The sequence below is a fragment of the Pseudomonas sp. Irchel 3H9 genome, from assembly GCF_900187495.1.
Lineage (GTDB): Bacteria > Pseudomonadota > Gammaproteobacteria > Pseudomonadales > Pseudomonadaceae > Aquipseudomonas > Aquipseudomonas sivasensis.
In genome coordinates this window covers 855069-872371 of the sequence record NZ_FYDK01000001.1, presented here as the reverse complement: position 1 = coordinate 872371, position 17303 = coordinate 855069, and the positions used below count along the sequence as shown (strand labels likewise).

The 17303-nt window shown below is 58.6% G+C and carries 14 protein-coding genes; 4 read left to right on the top strand and 10 right to left on the bottom strand.

The window, feature by feature from the left end; genetic code table 11:
* Complete coding sequence (locus CKW32_RS04155; protein ID WP_095184116.1) at window positions 1-2691, top strand: DEAD/DEAH box helicase; 2691 nt, start codon at window positions 1-3, stop codon at window positions 2689-2691.
* An 87-nt stretch (window positions 2692-2778) separates the two neighbouring features.
* Here CKW32_RS04155 and nagZ read toward each other — a convergent pair whose 3' ends face one another.
* The gene (gene nagZ / locus CKW32_RS04150) at window positions 2779-3789 is read right to left on the bottom strand and encodes a beta-N-acetylhexosaminidase (protein WP_095184115.1); all 1011 of its coding nucleotides are present in this window, start codon (window positions 3787-3789) and stop codon (window positions 2779-2781) included.
* A gap of 144 nt (window positions 3790-3933) precedes the next feature.
* Window positions 3934-4641: a TetR/AcrR family transcriptional regulator gene (locus CKW32_RS04145; RefSeq protein WP_032888800.1), complete on the bottom strand. Its 708-nt coding sequence runs from the start codon at window positions 4639-4641 to the stop codon at window positions 3934-3936.
* Between the two features lie 263 nt (window positions 4642-4904).
* Here CKW32_RS04145 and lexA point away from each other — a divergent pair, with 263 nt between their 5' ends.
* Together lexA and sulA are read left to right on the top strand one after the other, a co-directional pair.
* Window positions 4905-5513 (top strand): transcriptional repressor LexA, encoded by a 609-nt coding sequence (gene lexA / locus CKW32_RS04140; protein ID WP_003172575.1) that lies wholly within the window; start codon window positions 4905-4907, stop codon window positions 5511-5513.
* A 10-nt stretch (window positions 5514-5523) separates the two neighbouring features.
* The gene (sulA, locus tag CKW32_RS04135) at window positions 5524-5997 is read left to right on the top strand and encodes an SOS-induced cell division inhibitor SulA (protein WP_095184114.1); all 474 of its coding nucleotides are present in this window, start codon (window positions 5524-5526) and stop codon (window positions 5995-5997) included.
* A 258-nt stretch (window positions 5998-6255) separates the two neighbouring features.
* Here sulA and CKW32_RS04130 read toward each other — a convergent pair whose 3' ends face one another.
* From CKW32_RS04130 to CKW32_RS04095, 7 genes are all read right to left on the bottom strand, one after another.
* Window positions 6256-6489: a hypothetical protein gene (locus tag CKW32_RS04130; RefSeq protein ID WP_032889274.1), complete on the bottom strand. Its 234-nt coding sequence runs from the start codon at window positions 6487-6489 to the stop codon at window positions 6256-6258.
* 118 nt (window positions 6490-6607) lie between these two features.
* Complete coding sequence (locus CKW32_RS04125) at window positions 6608-7129, bottom strand: DUF6586 family protein (RefSeq protein ID WP_095184113.1); 522 nt, start codon at window positions 7127-7129, stop codon at window positions 6608-6610.
* A gap of 127 nt (window positions 7130-7256) precedes the next feature.
* Window positions 7257-9878 (bottom strand): type I DNA topoisomerase, encoded by a 2622-nt coding sequence (gene topA, locus CKW32_RS04120; protein WP_095184112.1) that lies wholly within the window; start codon window positions 9876-9878, stop codon window positions 7257-7259.
* Between the two features lie 114 nt (window positions 9879-9992).
* A complete protein-coding gene (locus CKW32_RS04115) occupies window positions 9993-10229 on the bottom strand; it encodes a DUF1653 domain-containing protein (protein WP_010212074.1) in 237 nt (78 codons plus the stop codon).
* Window positions 10230-10326: 97 nt separating this feature from the next.
* Window positions 10327-11502: an acetyl-CoA C-acyltransferase FadA gene (gene fadA / locus CKW32_RS04110; RefSeq protein ID WP_024074080.1), complete on the bottom strand. Its 1176-nt coding sequence runs from the start codon at window positions 11500-11502 to the stop codon at window positions 10327-10329.
* Window positions 11503-11531: 29 nt separating this feature from the next.
* Window positions 11532-13679 (bottom strand): fatty acid oxidation complex subunit alpha FadB, encoded by a 2148-nt coding sequence (fadB, locus tag CKW32_RS04105; RefSeq protein ID WP_032888792.1) that lies wholly within the window; start codon window positions 13677-13679, stop codon window positions 11532-11534.
* A 493-nt stretch (window positions 13680-14172) separates the two neighbouring features.
* Window positions 14173-14610, bottom strand: coding sequence for a hypothetical protein (locus CKW32_RS04095; RefSeq protein WP_095184110.1), 438 nt, complete (start codon window positions 14608-14610; stop codon window positions 14173-14175).
* Between the two features lie 105 nt (window positions 14611-14715).
* On the opposite strand from CKW32_RS04095, the gene CKW32_RS04090 reads away from it, so the two are divergent.
* Window positions 14716-15156: a universal stress protein gene (locus tag CKW32_RS04090; protein WP_032888788.1), complete on the top strand. Its 441-nt coding sequence runs from the start codon at window positions 14716-14718 to the stop codon at window positions 15154-15156.
* A 138-nt stretch (window positions 15157-15294) separates the two neighbouring features.
* On the opposite strand, the gene CKW32_RS04085 is transcribed toward CKW32_RS04090, so the two are convergent.
* A complete protein-coding gene (locus CKW32_RS04085; RefSeq protein WP_032888786.1) occupies window positions 15295-17214 on the bottom strand; it encodes an ATP-binding cassette domain-containing protein in 1920 nt (639 codons plus the stop codon).
* Between the last annotated feature and the right edge of the window lie 89 nt (window positions 17215-17303).

Sequence of the window (17303 nt, the reverse complement as noted above, 5' to 3'; positions counted from 1 at the left end):
ATGCCCCTGACATCGTCGCTGACCAAACCCCTGGCCCCTTCGTGGGCCAATCGCTTCAAAGAGCAGAGCCTGGAGCGCGGGCGACGTTACGCGCTGGAGAATCGGGTGCGCATCGTCGAATCCGGTGACAGCACCATCATCGCCAGTTGCGAAGGCTCGGGCGGCAACGTTTACCGACAAACCATCTCGCTGCGCGAATCGGCCAAGGGCTCGCTGATTCTGGTAGACAGCCGCTGCACCTGCCCGGTGCACACCAATTGCAAACACATCGCTGCCGTTTTGCTCAAGGTCCAGGAAACACTGGCGTATCCGGCAGCCGCACAGGACGCCGAATTGCTGGAAAAACTCCAGGCCGTACTGGATAACCGTGTGGTGTTGCCGCAGGTGGTGATGGAGGACGTGCTGCCGGTCCCGCGCCTGTGGCTGGCGAGTGTCGAGTTCAGTGCGTTCGAACCGCGCAACGGCAAGATGCAGCGCTATATCCAGCACCGTGCCGCGCTCTCGTTCAATTACTTGGGCAACTATGTCAGCGGGCAAAAGAACGCCGACATCATCGTGCGCCAGGAAACCCAGAGCCTGCGTATCAAGCGACACCCGGAGCTGGAACAACCCTTTCGTGAACGACTGCGCCTGCTGGGTTTCAAGATCGCCACCCGCCAGAGCAAGGCACTGCCGGAAAGCGCTGGCGAGCTCTTCGAAATGGTCAATGACAGCGCCTGGCTGAACTTCACCCTTAACGTCTCACCCACCCTGCGCGCCGAAGGCTGGGAATTGCAGATCGATGAGGATTTCGGTTTCGACCTGAGCCCGGTGGACGACTGGTACGCCACTGTCGATGACGGGCCTGAGCGCGATTGGTTTGACCTGGAACTGGGCATCATCGTCAACGGAGAGCGGCTGAGCCTATTGCCGATCCTGCTGAATCTGATGCGCTCCCACACCGAGATCCTCAACCCGGAGAAACTCGCTCGGCGCCGCGATGACGAACTGATCCTGGTGAATATCCCCGGCCTGCCCAACGGCCACGGCCCACTGCAAGTGGCATTACCTTACGGCCGCCTGAAACCGGTTCTGGCAACGCTTGGCGAGTTTTACCTACAGGACCCTGGCACCACCACGCTGCGTTTGGCCAAGGCCGATGCAATTCGGTTGAACCCGCTGGAAGACCTGACACTGCAATGGGAAGGCGGCGAGAAGATCCGCAACTTTGCCCAACGCCTGAGGGATATCAAGGACTTCACCTGTGCGGCGCCCGAGGGTTTGAACGCGACGTTGCGCCCGTATCAGTTGGAAGGCCTGAGCTGGATGCAGTCGCTGCGCCAATTGGACGTCGGCGGGATCCTTGCGGATGACATGGGCCTGGGTAAAACCCTGCAGACCCTGGCGCATCTGCTCAGCGAAAAGATCGCCGGACGCCTGGACCGGCCCTGCATGGTGGTGATGCCCACCAGCCTCATCCCTAACTGGCTCGACGAAGCCGCGCACTTCACACCGCAACTCAAGGTATTGGCGCTGTACGGCGCGGGTCGCAAGAAGCACTTCGCCAACCTGCAGGACTACGATCTCCTGCTCACTACCTACGCCCTGTTACCCAAGGATATCGACCACCTCGCCGCCCTGCCCTTGCACGTACTGATCCTGGATGAAGCCCAGTACATCAAGAATCCCTCCAGCAAGGCGGCCCAAGCGGCGCGCGAGCTGAATGCTCGGCAGCGCCTGTGCCTAAGCGGAACGCCCTTGGAAAATCATCTGGGCGAGCTGTGGTCACTGTTCCACTTCCTGCTGCCAGGCTGGTTGGGCGACGTAAAAAGCTTCAACCGTGATTACCGCGTGCCCATCGAAAAGCGCGCCAGTGAGGTGCGATTGCAGCACCTCAACGGCCGGATAAAACCCTTCCTGCTGCGCCGAACCAAGGAACAAGTGGCGACGGAGTTGCCACCCAAGACCGAAATCATCCACTGGGTCGACCTCAACGAGGCCCAGCGCGACGTGTACGAAACCATGCGCCTGGCCATGGATAAAAAGGTCCGCGACGAGATCACCCGCAAAGGCGTGGCGCGCAGCCAGATCATCATCCTTGAAGCGCTGCTCAAGCTGCGACAGGTCTGCTGCGATCTACGCTTGGTCAACGACGCCACTCTGCCTGCCCGCGGCAGCAGCTCGGGCAAGCTCGACAGCCTGCTGGAAATGCTCGACGAGTTGTTTGCCGAAGGTCGCCGGATCCTGCTGTTTTCCCAGTTCACCTCGATGCTGAGCCTGATCGAAGTCGAACTGAAAAAACGCGGCATTGCCTACGCGCTGCTCACCGGCCAGACCCGGGATCGGCGCACGCCGGTGAAGGACTTCCAGAGCGGCAAGTTGCAGATTTTTCTGATAAGCCTGAAGGCCGGTGGCGTGGGGCTTAACCTGACGGAAGCCGATACCGTGATCCACTACGATCCGTGGTGGAACCCGGCGACGGAAAACCAGGCCACTGACCGTGCGTATCGCATCGGGCAGGAGAAGCCGGTATTTGTCTATAAGCTGATTGCCCGAGGGACGGTGGAAGAGAAAATCCAGCACCTGCAGAAGGAAAAATCCGACCTGGCGGCGGGTGTGCTGGATGGACGAACCACCGGGGATTGGCAGTTGGGCAATGAGGAAATTGAAGCGTTGTTTGCGCCGCTGCCTGATAAGCAAGAGAAGCGCTGACCGTTAGATTGTTTGGTAGGCAAGCCACACACCCGGAATGAACACCCTGTGAGAGCTGACTTGCCTGCGATGGCCTCGCCGCGATGTTCAGCCGATCAACTGAGCCTTTCGCAACGCAGTAAGCGCCGCCAACCAACGCGGATCCTGCTTGTAATCGGTCGAAGCAATCGCCTTACCACGCATGCGCGCAATTCGGGGCGATGGAGTGACTTTCATCCGCTGCGCCGCAATGAGGGCAAGCTCCGCAGCAGCACGGTCATTGCACACCAGCCCCATGTCACAGCCGGCCGTCAATGCCGCTTCGATACGACTGGCCGCATCGCCGACCACATGGGCACCGGCCATGGACAGGTCATCACTGAAAATCACCCCGTCAAATTGCAGCTCGCCGCGCAGGATGTCCTGCAACCAACGGCGCGAGAAACCAGCAGGCTGGGCGTCGACTTGCGGGTAGATGACGTGAGCCGGCATCACCGCCGCCAATTGCTTGCTCAGACGTGCGAAAGGCACCAGATCATTGGCGCGAATCTGTTCCAGGCTACGTTCGTCATTGGGAATGGCGACGTGGGAATCAGCCTCTGCCCAACCATGTCCAGGGAAGTGTTTGCCGGTCGCAGCCATGCCAGCGCTGTTCATGCCACGAATAAAGGCACCTGCGAGCACCGCAGCACGCTCGGGGTCGCCCTCAAAGGAACGGGTGCCGACCACCGCGCTGCGTTGGTAGTCCAAGTCCAACACCGGGGCGAAGCTTAAATCCAGGCCGACAGCCAACACTTCGGTGGCCATTATCCAACCGCACTGCTCGGCCAGGTATTCAGCGTTGGGGTTGTCCGCCAGCGCACGCATAGCCGGCAGGCGCACGAAGCCTTGGCGCAAACGTTGTACACGACCGCCTTCCTGATCGACGGCCAGCAACAAATCCGGGCGCACTGCGCGAATCGCCGCGCTCAGTTCACGCACTTGGCGCGGATGCTCGATATTGCGCGCAAAAATAATCAGGCCACCCACTTCAGGCTGACGCAACAGGTGGCGATCCTCGGCCGTCAGCCAGGTACCGGCAACGTCGACCATCAAAGAACCTTGCAGGGCAGCAGTCATAAACCTTCCTTAAATAACGCACACAACCCGGTGCACTTGCTTCGCGCGATACGCGCGGCAAGCACAACGGGTTGCGAGTAAATAGCTGAATTCGGCATGGCGGCTAGCTTAGCGGATGCAAGCAGCCGCGCACACCCGGCGCAGTCAAACCTTGGCAGGAACCGGCGCAGTTTTGCTGCGTGGACGCAACTGGGCAGCGGCCATGCCCGGATCGGTCACACCGGTTTCGGCACGCATGCCGGCGGCGAGGAACGGCACCATCAGGCGCATGACCTGTTCGATGGAGGTGTTGACGCCGAAATCGGTCTCGGCAATCGCACGCAGTGCCTTGATACCCGACATGCTGAACGCCGCCGCACCCAGCATGAAATGCACGCGCCAGAACAGTTCGATAGGCGGGATACGCGGCGCCGCTTCGTTGACCAGCAACATATAGCGGCGGAACACCTTGCCGTACATGTCTTCCAGGTAACGCCGCAAGTGGCCCTGGCTTTGGCTGAAAGCCAGGCCCAACAGGCGCATGAAAATCGATAGATCGTTGCCACTGCGCGGTTGAACCACCAGGGCTTGCTCGACGAGGATCTCCAGCAGCTCTTCCAGGCTGGGCTTGTTGTCGGCCTTGGCCTGGCGACGCTCTAGCTCACGATCGAGACTTGCGCAAAACGGCCCCAGGAAGCGAGAGAACACCGCCTGGATCAGGGCTTTTTTCGAGCCGAAATGGTAGTTCACAGCGGCGAGGTTGACCCCTGCCTTGCTAGTGATCAGCCGCAATGAAGTTTCAGCAAATCCTTTTTCCGCGAACAATTGCTCGGCAGCATCGAGAATGCGTTCAACGGTTTCCGACTGGGCCATGACTACTCCGCCTGACAAACACTTGTTTGAAACATACGTTTCAGGGTGTGTCTTGTCAAGCCTGCGGGTTCGCTTTCCGGCCGGTCAGTCATCTATTTCATCGCTATTTAATCACATCCCTTCAGGTCTGTAGGCAGTGCCATACCTGCGTTGTAGGAAGGATGGCGAATGACCGTCCAGCGGAGCCACAGAAAAGGATGATTGCCAAGTGCAGTTCACTGTATATAATCCCAGTCACTGTATAAAAAGACAGAGCGATCAACATGCTAAAACTGACGCCACGCCAAGCTGAGATTCTGGCTTTTATCAAGCGCTGCCTCGATGACAACGGCTACCCGCCGACACGAGCTGAGATTGCGCTGGAACTCGGGTTCAAGTCCCCCAACGCCGCCGAAGAACACCTCAAGGCACTCGCCCGCAAAGGTGCGATCGAGATGACCCCCGGTGCCTCGCGCGGTATTCGCATCCCTGGCTTCGAAGCCAAGGCCGACGAATCAACACTGCCGATCATTGGCCGCGTTGCCGCTGGTGCGCCGATCCTGGCACAACAGCACGTCGAGGAGTCCTGCAACATCAACCCGACTTTTTTCCATCCGCGTGCCGACTACCTGTTGCGGGTGCACGGCATGAGCATGAAAGACGTGGGCATCTTTGACGGCGACCTGCTAGCCGTCCACACCACCCGCGAAGCCCGTAATGGCCAGATCGTCGTCGCCCGCATCGGCGATGAAGTCACCGTAAAACGCTTCAAGCGCGAAGGCAGCAAGGTCTGGCTCCTGGCCGAGAACCCTGAGTTCGCCCCGATTGAAGTAAACCTGAAAGATCAGGACCTGGTGATCGAAGGCTTGAGCGTCGGCGTCATTCGCCGCTAAAGGAGGCATCATGCAGCTCGTACACACCCCACAACACACACAACTGTCGCTGTTCGAGGCCTTTATGGCTCAACCCCTTGCGCCCATCCTCAAGCAAACGGTAGAGGCGCCCTGGAGCGCTGAACCCGAGGCGTTCAGTGAACTGTCGTTGCGCGGTGCGGCCGGGAGCTGCCTGAGCCTATTGGCACCTATCCTGCGTGATCTGAGCGAAGATCAGGATGCACGCTGGTTGACCCTGATTGCCCCGCCCGCCAGCCTTACACAGGCCTGGCTGCGGGACGCCGGCCTCAATCGTGAGCGCATCCTGTTACTGCAACCGCGCGGCGCGCAAAGTGCCCAGCAGTTGACATGCGAAGCGTTGCGCCTGGGTCGTAGCCATACGGTGGTGAGCTGGTTGAATCCGCTGAATGCGTCGGCCAAGCAGCAATTGATCAGTGCCGCACGCACGGGTGATGCACAGAGTTTGAATATTAGATTGGGATAAAAAGCTGGGTTTGATGAGGGCGCGAAGAGGGCTGATTGTAGTGAGCATGCTCATTATGCTTAGCGAACTTCTGTGGCGAGCGAGCTTGCCCCGCGCTGGGCTGCGAAGCAGCCCTGAATAGATTGATACGGTATATCGGATAATCCACGGCGCCTGGTTTTAGGGCTGCTTCGCAACCCAGCGCGGGGCAAGCCCGCTCACCACAACAAGTACACTCATCAAAAAATCCGCTCGCAATAAGCAGCGCTCGGCACAGACTCAGTGAAGAACCCGCGACCCATCCTCTTTCTCCGGCTCGCCTTCCGCCAGGCGACCAGCCATCTGCACACCTACGCTCAACATGGCTTTTGCCACTTCCACGTGCTGGCCTTGCAGGAACGCTTTTGCGTCCTCTGAAAAGTCCAGAATAACCAGAGAACCCTCGTCCTCAGCCCGACGCAGCTCGATTCGGCCGTCAGGCAACTCAACAATTTCCAGAAAGGACGTCGGCATAAAAGTCTGTTCTCCACGAAAGGCCGGGATTATATCAGTCATCCACCCAGCCTCGCTGAGGATCTAGGGAGGTTTCTTTACAGCTTGATGAACGGTGCTTTCTAAACCTACTCGGGGTTTAGCACTCGTTCAGGCCCTCACGAAAGCGCAGCGCCATCTTCTTCAGCTCCTGACGCCAGCCCTCCAACTCTTCCCGGCTCAATGACTTAGGCTCGTCCTCCTCCAGCGCAACTGCCAAGATCAATGGCTGCCTAACGTCACCCTTAGGCACATGGGGAACACGCGGCGGCTGAAACATATCGGCATGGGCCTTGAGCAGGCGCGCCACCCAGCTGTCTGGGCTCTGGGCCATCTCTACCAGTTCCGCCAGCTCAGGAATCGCCATGGTCTCCAGCACTTCACGGCTCATGATCATTTCCGCACGGGGCGAACCGGCCTGGGGCAAGCGGTAGAACCCGGCGATTTCATGGCACAGGCCCAGCAAGGCGCCGTACAGGTGGAATAAGGCTGCTTCACGCCCCGCCTGAACCAGCGCGATAGCATTCATCTCCTTCCCTTCCTCGGCACGACCAAGGGCTTCCAGGGACAAACCCGCGAAGTAAATTTTCTGATTGGTACGGGTATAGAGTTCGTTGGCCATGACGGCAATCTCCACAACGAATGAGGCGCGATGCTGGCTTAACAGTGTCACGGATCAACCGAGCCCGCTGCAAGCGCAAAAAAAGGCCGCCCATACAGGCGGCCTTTGTCTATCGCAAATTAGTCGATCAAGCGCCTTGGCGCTTGTCTTCGACCTTCCACTTGCCGCCGTCGTAGAACGCTTTCCAGCCGGTAGGCTTGCCGTCTACTTCGGTCTGTACGTACTGCTCCTTGGTCTTGCGGCTATAGCGGATCACGGCTGGACGACCATCCGGGTCCTTCTTCGGCGCTTCACACAGGAAGTGGTACTTCGGATCGATCTCGTCCTTGTGCGGAACGATTTCCAGCACCAACGGCGCGCGGGTCTCGCGGTTTTTCGGGAACTGGCTTGCCGCCAGGAACAACCCCGAAGCGCCATCACGCAGGATGTAGGTATCGTTGACCTTCTCGCACTTGAGTTCCGGCATCTTCACCGGATCCATCTTCGGCGGCGCCGCATCACCGCTTTTCAGCAGTTTGCGAGTGTTCTTGCAGGTCGGATTGGTGCAACCGAAGAACTTGCCGAAACGACCGGTCTTGAGCTGCATCTCGCTGCCGCACTTATCGCATTCCAGGCTCGGCCCTTCGTAGCCCTTGATGCGGTAGGTGCCCTCTTCAATCTCGTAGCCGTTGCAATCCGGGTTGTTACCGCAGATGTGCAGCTTGTGCTTCTCGTCAAGCAGATAGGCGTCCATAGCCGTGCTGCAGATCGGGCAGCGGTGCTTGCCACGCAAGACCAGCGACTCGGACTCACCTTCGTCATCGGCGGCGATTTCATCACCTGGCACCAGATTGACCGTGGCCTTGCAGCGTTCTTTCGGCGGCAAGCTGTAGCCCGAGCAACCAAGGAACACGCCGGTGGATGCCGTACGAATCTGCATCGGGCGGCCGCACGTCTGACACGGGATATCGGTCATAACCGGCTGGTTGGCACGCATGCCGCTCTCAGGGCTCTCAGCTACTTCGAGTTTCTTCTTGAAGTCGCCGTAGAACTCGTCGAGTACATTTTTCCAGTCGCGCTCACCTTGGGCCACGTCATCGAGGTTCTCTTCCATGCCGGCGGTAAAGCCGTAATCCATCAGGTTGGAGAAGCTCTCGGACAGACGCTCTGTAACGATGTCGCCCATCTTTTCCGAATAGAACCGACGGTTGTGCAGCGCTACGTAACCACGGTCCTGGATGGTGGAGATGATCGCCGCGTAGGTCGATGGACGACCGATACCGCGCTTTTCCATTTCCTTGACCAGGCTGGCTTCCGAGTAACGCGCCGGTGGCTTGGTGAAGTGTTGGGACGGGTCGAGCTTGATCAGCTTCAACGTATCGCCCTGGGCCATGTCCGGCAGTACATCGTCGTCACCAGGCTTGGCGATTTGCGGCATCACGCGGGTGTAGCCATCGAACTTGAGGATACGGCCCTTGGCACGTAGTTCGAAGTCGCCAGCACCCACGCTGACGGTTGTCGACAGATATTGCGCCGGCAGCATCTGGCAAGCCAGGAACTGGCGCCAGATCAGCTCGTAGAGGCGCTCAGCGTCGCGCTCCATGCCACTCAGCTTGCTTGGCTCGGTGTTGGCATCGGAAGGACGAATCGCTTCGTGAGCCTCCTGGGCGCCTTCTTTGCTGCTGTAGACGTTCGGCTTCTCCGGCAGGTACTTCTTGCCGAACTCGCTTTCAATATAGGTACGCGCCATTGCCACCGCGTCTTGCGACAGGTTGGTGGAGTCAGTACGCATATAAGTGATGTAGCCGGCTTCGTAAAGACGCTGGGCCATCATCATGGTTTTCTTCACGCCGAAGCCCAGGCGGTTGCTCGCGGCCTGTTGCAGGGTGGAGGTGATGAACGGTGCCGACGGTTTGCTGCTGGTCGGCTTGTCTTCGCGCTTGACGATGCTGTAGCTGGAGGCCTTGAGCTTTTCCAGCGCGGCCATGGCCTGAGCTTCGTTCAGCGGCTTGAAGGCTTCACCTTTCTCGCGGGCCACTTCAAAGCGCACGTTGTTGCCCTTGGCAGTGCCCAGGTCGGCGTGGACTTCCCAATACTCTTCAGGGTTGAACGCACGGATCTCACGCTCACGCTCCACCACCAGCTTGACCGCTACCGATTGCACACGACCGGCGGACAGGCCACGGGCGATCTTGGCCCATAGCAGCGGCGAGACCATGTAACCCACGACGCGGTCGAGGAACCGACGGGCCTGCTGCGCGTTGACACGGTCGATATCGAGCTCGCCCGGCTTGGAGAAGGCTTCCTGAATGGCTTTCTTGGTGATTTCGTTGAACACCACACGCTTGTAGCGGCTGTCGTCACCGCCAATGGCTTCCCGCAGGTGCCAGGCAATGGCTTCCCCTTCGCGGTCCAAGTCCGTCGCGAGATAGATGGTGTCGGCATCTTTGGCGAGCCGGCGCAGCTCTTCGATGACCTTTTCCTTGCCCGGAAGGATTTCGTACTTGGCCTTCCAGCCATGATCCGGGTCCACACCCATGCGCGAGACCAGCTGCTTGCGCGCTTTCTCTTTAGGCGTGAGCACCGGACCTTCGCCCGCAGCCGCCTTGCCGCGCTTGGCGGCAGGCTCCTTGCTGGCGCTAGCCGAACCGCTGGTGGGCAGGTCTCGGATATGGCCGATACTCGACTTCACCACGTACTCGTTACCCAAGTACTTGTTGATGGTCTTGGCCTTAGCCGGGGATTCCACAATGACCAGCGATTTGCCCATGGATCGGAAAATTCCTGAATTCGAGAAGTGAAAGGCGGTTGGCGCCTGACGCGGCAACGCTATATATAGTGGCAACAAGGTGAGGTCAAGCGCAGCATTCTGCGCCGCCTGCCGTTATTGCCCTGAAAAAAGACTGGGTTCGGCCTGGACCAAAGCAAAGCGCGGGACCTGCTCGCCGTCAACTTCGACGGTCTCCAGGAACATGCTCAAGGGACGCACCCAAAAGCCGTAATCGCCATACAGTGCTTGGTAGAACACCACTTCTTCTTCGGTCTCGGAATGCCGTGCCACGCTGAAAACGCGGTACTGCGGACCTTTATAATGTTGGTAGAGCCCTGGTTCGACTTTCATGCTCTGGCCCCCTTACAAAATTTGTTGAAAAAAAATATTAAAAATTCCAAAAAACAAAAACCGGGGCACTTGGCCCCGGCTTCCGTCAACTCAACGCTTAGACGCGTTCGAAGACGGTGGAAATGCCTTGGCCGAGACCAATGCACATGGTTGCAACCCCAAGGTTACCGCCATTTTGCTTCATCACGTTAAGCAAAGTGCCGGAAATACGCGCACCGGAACAACCGAATGGGTGGCCCAGGGCAATCGCACCGCCGTGCAGGTTAACCTTCTCGTTCATCTTGTCGAGTACTTTCAAATCTTTCAGCACCGGCAGGGCCTGTGCGGCGAAAGCTTCGTTGAGCTCGAAGAAATCGATATCGGAGATAGTCAGGCCCGCGCGCTTCAACGCTTTTTGTGTGGCCGGTACAGGACCATAGCCCATGATTGCCGGGTCCACACCCGCCACTGCCATCGAACGGATCACTGCCAGCGGCTGGATGCCCAGGTCCTGGGCACGCTGCGCCGACATCACGATCATGCACGAAGCACCGTCGGTGATTTGCGACGAAGTACCCGCTGTCACGGTGCCGCCCTTTGGATTGAATGCCGGCTTCAGGGCCGCCAAGCTTTCCAGGGTGGTGTCCGGACGAATGGTTTCGTCGTAGTCGAACAGTTTCAAGAAGCCGTTCTCGTCGTAACCGTTCATCGGGATGATTTCATCCTTGAACTTGCCTTCCACGGTCGCCTTGTGGGCAAGTTGGTGGGAGCGCAAGCCGAACGCGTCCTGGGCTTCGCGGGTAATGCCGTGCATCTTGCCGAGCATTTCTGCAGTCAAGCCCATCATGCCAGAGGCTTTCGCCGCGTAGAGCGACATGTGCGGGTTTGGATCGACGCCGTGCATCATGCTGACGTGGCCCATGTGCTCCACGCCACCGACTACAAACACATCCCCGTTGCCAGTCATGATCGCTTGGGCGGCGGTGTGCAGCGCGCTCATGGACGAACCGCACAAGCGGCTCACGGTCTGGCCAGCAGCTGTGTGCGGGATCTGAGTCATCAGCGACGCCATGCGCGCGATGTTCCAGCCCTGCTCCAGGGTCTGGTTGACGCAGCCCCAGATTACGTCTTCGACTTCGTTCGGGTCGACCTTGACGTTGCGTTCCAACAATTTGCTGATCAGGTGCGCGGACATGTCTTCAGCGCGGGTGTTGCGGTGCATGCCGCCCTTGGAGCGGCCCATCGGTGTGCGACCGAAGTCGACAATCACCACGTCTCTTGGATTCAAGCTCATAAATATTCTCGCTCTAGTCGTCTGGGCGCTTAACCGAAGAAGCTCTGGCCATTTTTGGCCATTTCACGCAGCTTCGCGGTCGGGTGGTACAGCGGGCCCAGATCAGCGTATTGATCAGCCAGGGCAACGAATTCGGCCACACCGATCGAGTCGATGTAACGCAGCGCACCGCCACGGAATGGAGGGAAACCAATACCGTACACCAAGCCCATATCGGCTTCGGCAGCGGTTTCAACGATACCGTCTTCCAGGCAGCGTACGGTTTCCAGGCACAGGGCGATCATCATCCAGTTGATGATGTCCTCATCGGACACCTCACGCTGTTCGTAGATGACAGGTGCGAGCACTTCGTGAACCGATGGATCGGCGACTTTTTTCTGCTTGCCCTTCTTGTCGGTCTCGTAGGCATAGAAGCCCTTGCCGTTCTTCTGGCCCAGGCGCTTGGCTTCATAGAGAGCATCGACAGCGGAGCGGCGGTCGTCTTTCATGCGGTCCGGGAAGCCTTCAGCCATCACGTCACGACCGTGGTGGCCGGTGTCGATGCCGACCACGTCCATCAGGTACGCCGGGCCCATCGGCCAGCCGAATTTTTCCATGACTTTGTCGATGCGCACGAAGTCAACACCGGCGCTCACCAGCTTGGCGAAACCACCGAAGTACGGGAACAGCACGCGGTTGACCAGGAAGCCTGGGCAATCGTTGACTACGATCGGGTTCTTGCCCATTTTCTTGGCGTAGGCAACGGTGGTGGCAATCGCCAGCTCGCTGGACTTCTCGCCACGGATCACTTCCACCAACGGCATCATGTGCACCGGGTTGAAGAAGTGCATGCCGACGAAGTTTTCCGGACGCTTGAGGGCCTTGGCCAGCAGCGAGATGGAAATGGTCGAGGTGTTCGAGGCCAGGATGGTGTCGTCTTTGACGTGGCCTTCAACTTCAGCCAGTACCGCCTGCTTGACCTTCGGGTTCTCGACAACGGCTTCGACCACCAGGTCGACATGGCCGAAATCGCCGTAGGACAGCGTAGGACGAATACCGTTAAGTACTTCAGCCATTTTCGCTGCGGTCATGCGACCTTTATCAACGCGCCCCACGAGCAGCTTGGCGGCTTCGGCCAGACCTTGCTCGATACCGTGCTCGTTGATGTCTTTCATCAGGATCGGCGTGCCTTTGGACGCCGACTGATAGGCAATACCGCCGCCCATGATACCGGCGCCGAGTACGGCAGCCTGTTTCACGTCCTTGGCGATTTCGTCGTAGGCCTTGGCCTTTTTCTTCAGCTCCTGATCGTTCAGGAACAGGCCAATCAGACTTTGGGCAGCCGAGGTTTTCGCCAGTTTGACGAAGCCTGCCGCTTCCACTTCCAGGGCTTTATCGCGACCGAAGCTCGCTGCTTTCTGGATGGTTTTGATCGCTTCAACCGGCGCCGGGTAGTTCGGACCGGCCTGGCCAGCGACGAAACCTTTGGCGGTTTCGAACGACATCATTTGTTCGATGGCGTTGAGCTTGAGTTTTTCCAGCTTCGGCTGACGCTTGGCCTTGTAATCAAATTCGCCGCTGATGGCGCCCTTGATCAGGTTCAGTGCGGCTTCGGCCAGTTTGTCCGGAGCAACCACGGCGTCGACGGCACCGACTTTCAGCGCGTCTTCAGCACGGTTTTCCTTACCGGCGGCGATCCACTCGATGGCGTTGTCGGCCCCGATCAGGCGCGGCAGGCGCACGGTGCCGCCGAAACCTGGGTAGATGCCCAGTTTGACTTCAGGCAGGCCGATTTTGGCGGTGGCCGACATGACGCGGAAGTCTGCGGCCAGGCACATTTCGAAGCCACCGCCCAGCGCGATGCCATTGATCGCGGCAACGGTCGGTACGTTGAGGTCTTCGAAATCGCTGAAAATCTTGTTGGCTTCGAGGTTGCCAGCCACCAGCTCGGCATCGGGCAGCTTGAAGTTGTCGACGAATTCGGTGATGTCAGCGCCGACGATAAACACGTCCTTGCCGCTGGAGACGATCACGCCCTTGACCGAAGCATCTGCTTTGATGGTGTCTACGGCCTGACGCAGTTCATTCAGGGTTAGACGGTTGAACTTGTTGACGGACTCACCCTTGAGGTCGAATTTCAATTCGACGATGCCACTTTCAAGAGCCTTAACCGTGATGGCTTTACCTTCGTAAATCATCAACTGATCTCCACGATATGGAAGCTGAACAGTACACATTGGACGCTGGCCTCTGGTTGGACACTGGCCTTTAGGTCAATGCTCACTCCAATCCGCCAGGCACACCCGCCAATGCGATAGTCGGGTTGTATGTGCGCGCGGTCTGACAGACAAACGCTCAATTCATACGCCCGTTTGATTTGGGTACGCCACCTTCATCCAATTCCAGGCAATTGTCAATCGCTCGAAAGGCTAGGAAAAACGCGACTTTCCAGTCATTTCAGAACTCAAACCATAGGCGCACGCTTCGCCAATATTCAAATATTCACGAAATCAATTATAGGAAGGATGTGGGAAAAGACTGTACAGAACGGGATATCCGGCTAGGCTAGCCGCAACCATAACGCGCACGGATGAACATCCGACGCAGCAAGCACAGATTACCGGCCTGCCTGGCCAACTCCAGCCCGATGATGATGTCGGGCTTTTTATTGCCTGAAATTCAGTAGACGCTTCAGGCCAGCGCTTTGAGCAGCGCATCAATGGCGAGCAAATCACTCGCTTCGCCCTTCTCGCCCCAATACAGGGCAATCATCTGCTTATCGGCCTCGACCTTGTAGACGTTGGCCGGCAGCGTTGCAAAATGCGGCAACAACTTCTCATCGTCGCAGACTTCACGCCATTGATTAACCCACACACCCGGCTCCAACTGCCAATAACTCCAGGTTGCCGGCGTGCTACCGCGTCGTGGCCGGCAGTATTGCGCACAGGGGCTCGGCGGCTCTTGCTTGAGCCAGTGCGGCCACTCCTGAGGTACCAATTGCATGGCCAGGCCGATGCGGCGCGCCTCCATGCGCAGGGCCATTCGCCCGCTCTGGTGGCGCGAAGGGCGTAGCCATGCCAGAGGGCTCAGAACCACCACAAGGATTGACACCACTATCCAGACCGTCATATGAGTACCCCCGAATTTCTAGATGAGCGGATTTGACCTGACGCAACCCCATCCGCTTGAAAGCAGCCATACTGAACTTATTGCAGTCCCCTGGAGGAACGCCCCATGTCCTACACACATATTCTGGTCGCCGTCGACCTGACCGAAGAGTGCGATCCAGTGATCAAGCGCGCGCAGGCTTCAGCAATCGCAAACGGCGCCAAGCTGTCACTGGTACACATCGTCGAGCCCATGGCCATGGCGTTTGGCGGCGATGTGCCGATGGACCTTTCCCAACTGCAACAACAACAGTTCGATCAGGCCAAAGAACGCCTGGACCGGTTGATCATCAAATACCCGGAACTGACCAAGGAAAACTCCCACCTCACTTACGGCCAACCGCGCCAGGAGATCCACCACCTGGCCAAGGAACAGAACTGCGATCTGATCGTGGTGGGCAGCCATGGCCGTCACGGCTTGGCATTGCTGCTGGGCTCCACCGCCAATGATGTACTGCACGGAGCGCCGTGCGATGTGTTGGCCGTTAAGTTGGTAAAAAGCTCGTAACTCCGATGAAGATGCAATGCGGGAGGGGGCTTGCCCCCGATAGCAGCCTCTCAGTAGAAACACCACTGACTGAGACACCGCTATCGGGGGCAAGCCCCCTCCCACATTTGAGCCGCTTTTTTACTGACCTCAAGTCACTCAGGCATCTAACTCTGCCCAACGCTCCATCAGCACTTCCAGTTCTTGGTTCAACTTCTCCAGAGAAGCGATGACCTTGGCAGTTTCCGCCGCCGGACGCAGATAAAAACCCGCATCAGCCATGTCGGCTTCTACCGCAGCAATCTGCTGTTCCTTGGCGTCGATATCACCCGGCAAGGCTTCCAGCTCGCGCTGCAACTTGTAGCTGAGCTTCTTCTTGGCCGTCGGCGCAGCCTCGGGTGCAGGGGCAGCAGCGGCAACAGGTGTGACCACCGCCGAGTTCAAGTCGGCCTTGCCGGACTTGCTCTCGGTCACGCCCAACAGGCGCGGTGAACCGCCCTGGCGCAGCCAGTCCTGATAGCCACCGACGTATTCGCGCACCTTGCCTTCACCTTCAAAGACCAGGGTGCTGGTGACCACGTTATCGAGGAATGCCCGGTCGTGGCTGACCATCAGCACAGTGCCGTTGAAGGTCAATAAGACCTCTTCCAGCAGTTCAAGGGTTTCTACGTCGAGGTCGTTGGTCGGTTCGTCGAGCACCAGCAAGTTGGCAGGTTTGCTGAACAGTTTGGCCAACAGCAAGCGTGCGCGCTCACCACCGGACAAGGCCTTGACCGGCGTCCGTGCGCGCTGCGGGCTGAACAGGAAGTCGCCCAGGTAGCTCAGCACGTGGCGGCTCTGGCCGTCGATGTCGATAAAGTCGCGACCTTCAGCCACGTTGTCGATCACGGTTTTTTCCAGGTCCAACTGATGGCGTAACTGGTCGAAGTAAGCCACGTCGATGCGTGTGCCCTCCTCCACGGTGCCGCTGGTCGGCTTCAGACCATTGAGCATCAGCTTGAGCAAGGTAGTCTTGCCGGTACCGTTGGCGCCCAGCAGACCAATACGGTCGCCACGCTGCAGGACCATGGAGAAGTCCTTGATCAGGAACGGACCGTCCGGGTGATGGAAGCTGACGTTTTCCAGCACCATCACTTGTTTACCCGACTTGTCGGCGGTATCCAGCTGGATATTGGCCTTGCCGGTGCGCTCACGACGCTCGCTACGTTCAACACGCAGGGCTTTGAGGGCGCGCACGCGGCCTTCGTTACGGGTGCGGCGCGCCTTGATGCCCTGGCGGATCCAGACTTCTTCCTGGGCCAGCTTTTTGTCGAACAGCGCGTTGGCAGTTTCTTCAGCCGCCAGCGTCGCTTCTTTGTGCACCAGGAAGCTGGCGTAGTCGCCGTTCCAGTCGATCAAGCCGCCGCGATCCAGTTCAAGGATGCGCGTGGCCAGGTTTTGCAGGAAAGAACGGTCGTGCGTGATGAACAGCACGGCGCCCTGGAAATCCTTGAGGGCTTCTTCAAGCCAGGCGATGGCGCCGATGTCCAGGTGGTTCGTTGGTTCGTCGAGCAGCAACAGATCCGGCTCGGACACCAGGGCCTGGGCCAGCAGCACGCGGCGACGCCAGCCGCCGGACAACTCGGCGAGGGTCTTGTCGGCCGGCAGTTGCAGGCGGCTCAGGGTGCTGTCCACCAGTTGCTGCAGGCGCCAGCCATCACGTGCTTCGAGGTCCTGCTGAACGTGCATCAGCTTGTTCAGGTCTTCCTCGGTGACGCAGTTCTGCGCCAGGTGATGGTATTGCGCAAGCAACTCGCCCACACCGTCCAGGCCTTCGGCAACCACGTCGAACACTGTCCGTCCGTCGGCCACCGGCAATTCTTGCGGCAATTCGCCAATCTTGAGGCCCGGGGCGCGCCAAACAGAGCCGTCATCGGGCTTTTGGTCGCCTTTTACCAGCTTCATCATGCTGGACTTGCCGGTGCCGTTGCGGCCGATGATGCACACCCGCTCACCACGGGCGATCTGCCAGGACACCTTGTCCAACAACGGCATAGCGCCGAAAGCAAGGGACACATCGCTGAATTTGAGCAGGGTCATACGCTTCTCCAAAAACTGGGCGCGCATTCTACCTGAGTTGAGGGTGGGATGCGGCCAGCATTTTCAAGGCCGACACGTTCTGTAGGACA

Excerpts from the sequence above, each read along its gene's own strand:
- CKW32_RS04095 (WP_095184110.1), bottom strand. The coding sequence starts at position 14,610 with ATGACGGTCTGGATAGTGGTGTCAATCCTTGTGGTGGTTCTGAGCCCT.
- topA (WP_095184112.1), bottom strand. The coding sequence starts at position 9,878 with ATGGGCAAATCGCTGGTCATTGTGGAATCCCCGGCTAAGGCCAAGACC.
- CKW32_RS04130 (WP_032889274.1), bottom strand. The coding sequence starts at position 6,489 with ATGCCGACGTCCTTTCTGGAAATTGTTGAGTTGCCTGACGGCCGAATC.
- fadA (WP_024074080.1), bottom strand. The coding sequence starts at position 11,502 with ATGAGCTTGAATCCAAGAGACGTGGTGATTGTCGACTTCGGTCGCACA.
- fadB (WP_032888792.1), bottom strand. The coding sequence starts at position 13,679 with ATGATTTACGAAGGTAAAGCCATCACGGTTAAGGCTCTTGAAAGTGGC.
- CKW32_RS04115 (WP_010212074.1), bottom strand. The coding sequence starts at position 10,229 with ATGAAAGTCGAACCAGGGCTCTACCAACATTATAAAGGTCCGCAGTAC.
- CKW32_RS04090 (WP_032888788.1), top strand. The coding sequence starts at position 14,716 with ATGTCCTACACACATATTCTGGTCGCCGTCGACCTGACCGAAGAGTGC.
- lexA (WP_003172575.1), top strand. The coding sequence starts at position 4,905 with ATGCTAAAACTGACGCCACGCCAAGCTGAGATTCTGGCTTTTATCAAG.
- nagZ (WP_095184115.1), bottom strand. The coding sequence starts at position 3,789 with ATGACTGCTGCCCTGCAAGGTTCTTTGATGGTCGACGTTGCCGGTACC.
- CKW32_RS04155 (WP_095184116.1), top strand. The coding sequence starts at position 1 with ATGCCCCTGACATCGTCGCTGACCAAACCCCTGGCCCCTTCGTGGGCC.
- CKW32_RS04085 (WP_032888786.1), bottom strand. The coding sequence starts at position 17,214 with ATGACCCTGCTCAAATTCAGCGATGTGTCCCTTGCTTTCGGCGCTATG.
- CKW32_RS04145 (WP_032888800.1), bottom strand. The coding sequence starts at position 4,641 with ATGGCCCAGTCGGAAACCGTTGAACGCATTCTCGATGCTGCCGAGCAA.
- sulA (WP_095184114.1), top strand. The coding sequence starts at position 5,524 with ATGCAGCTCGTACACACCCCACAACACACACAACTGTCGCTGTTCGAG.
- CKW32_RS04125 (WP_095184113.1), bottom strand. The coding sequence starts at position 7,129 with ATGGCCAACGAACTCTATACCCGTACCAATCAGAAAATTTACTTCGCG.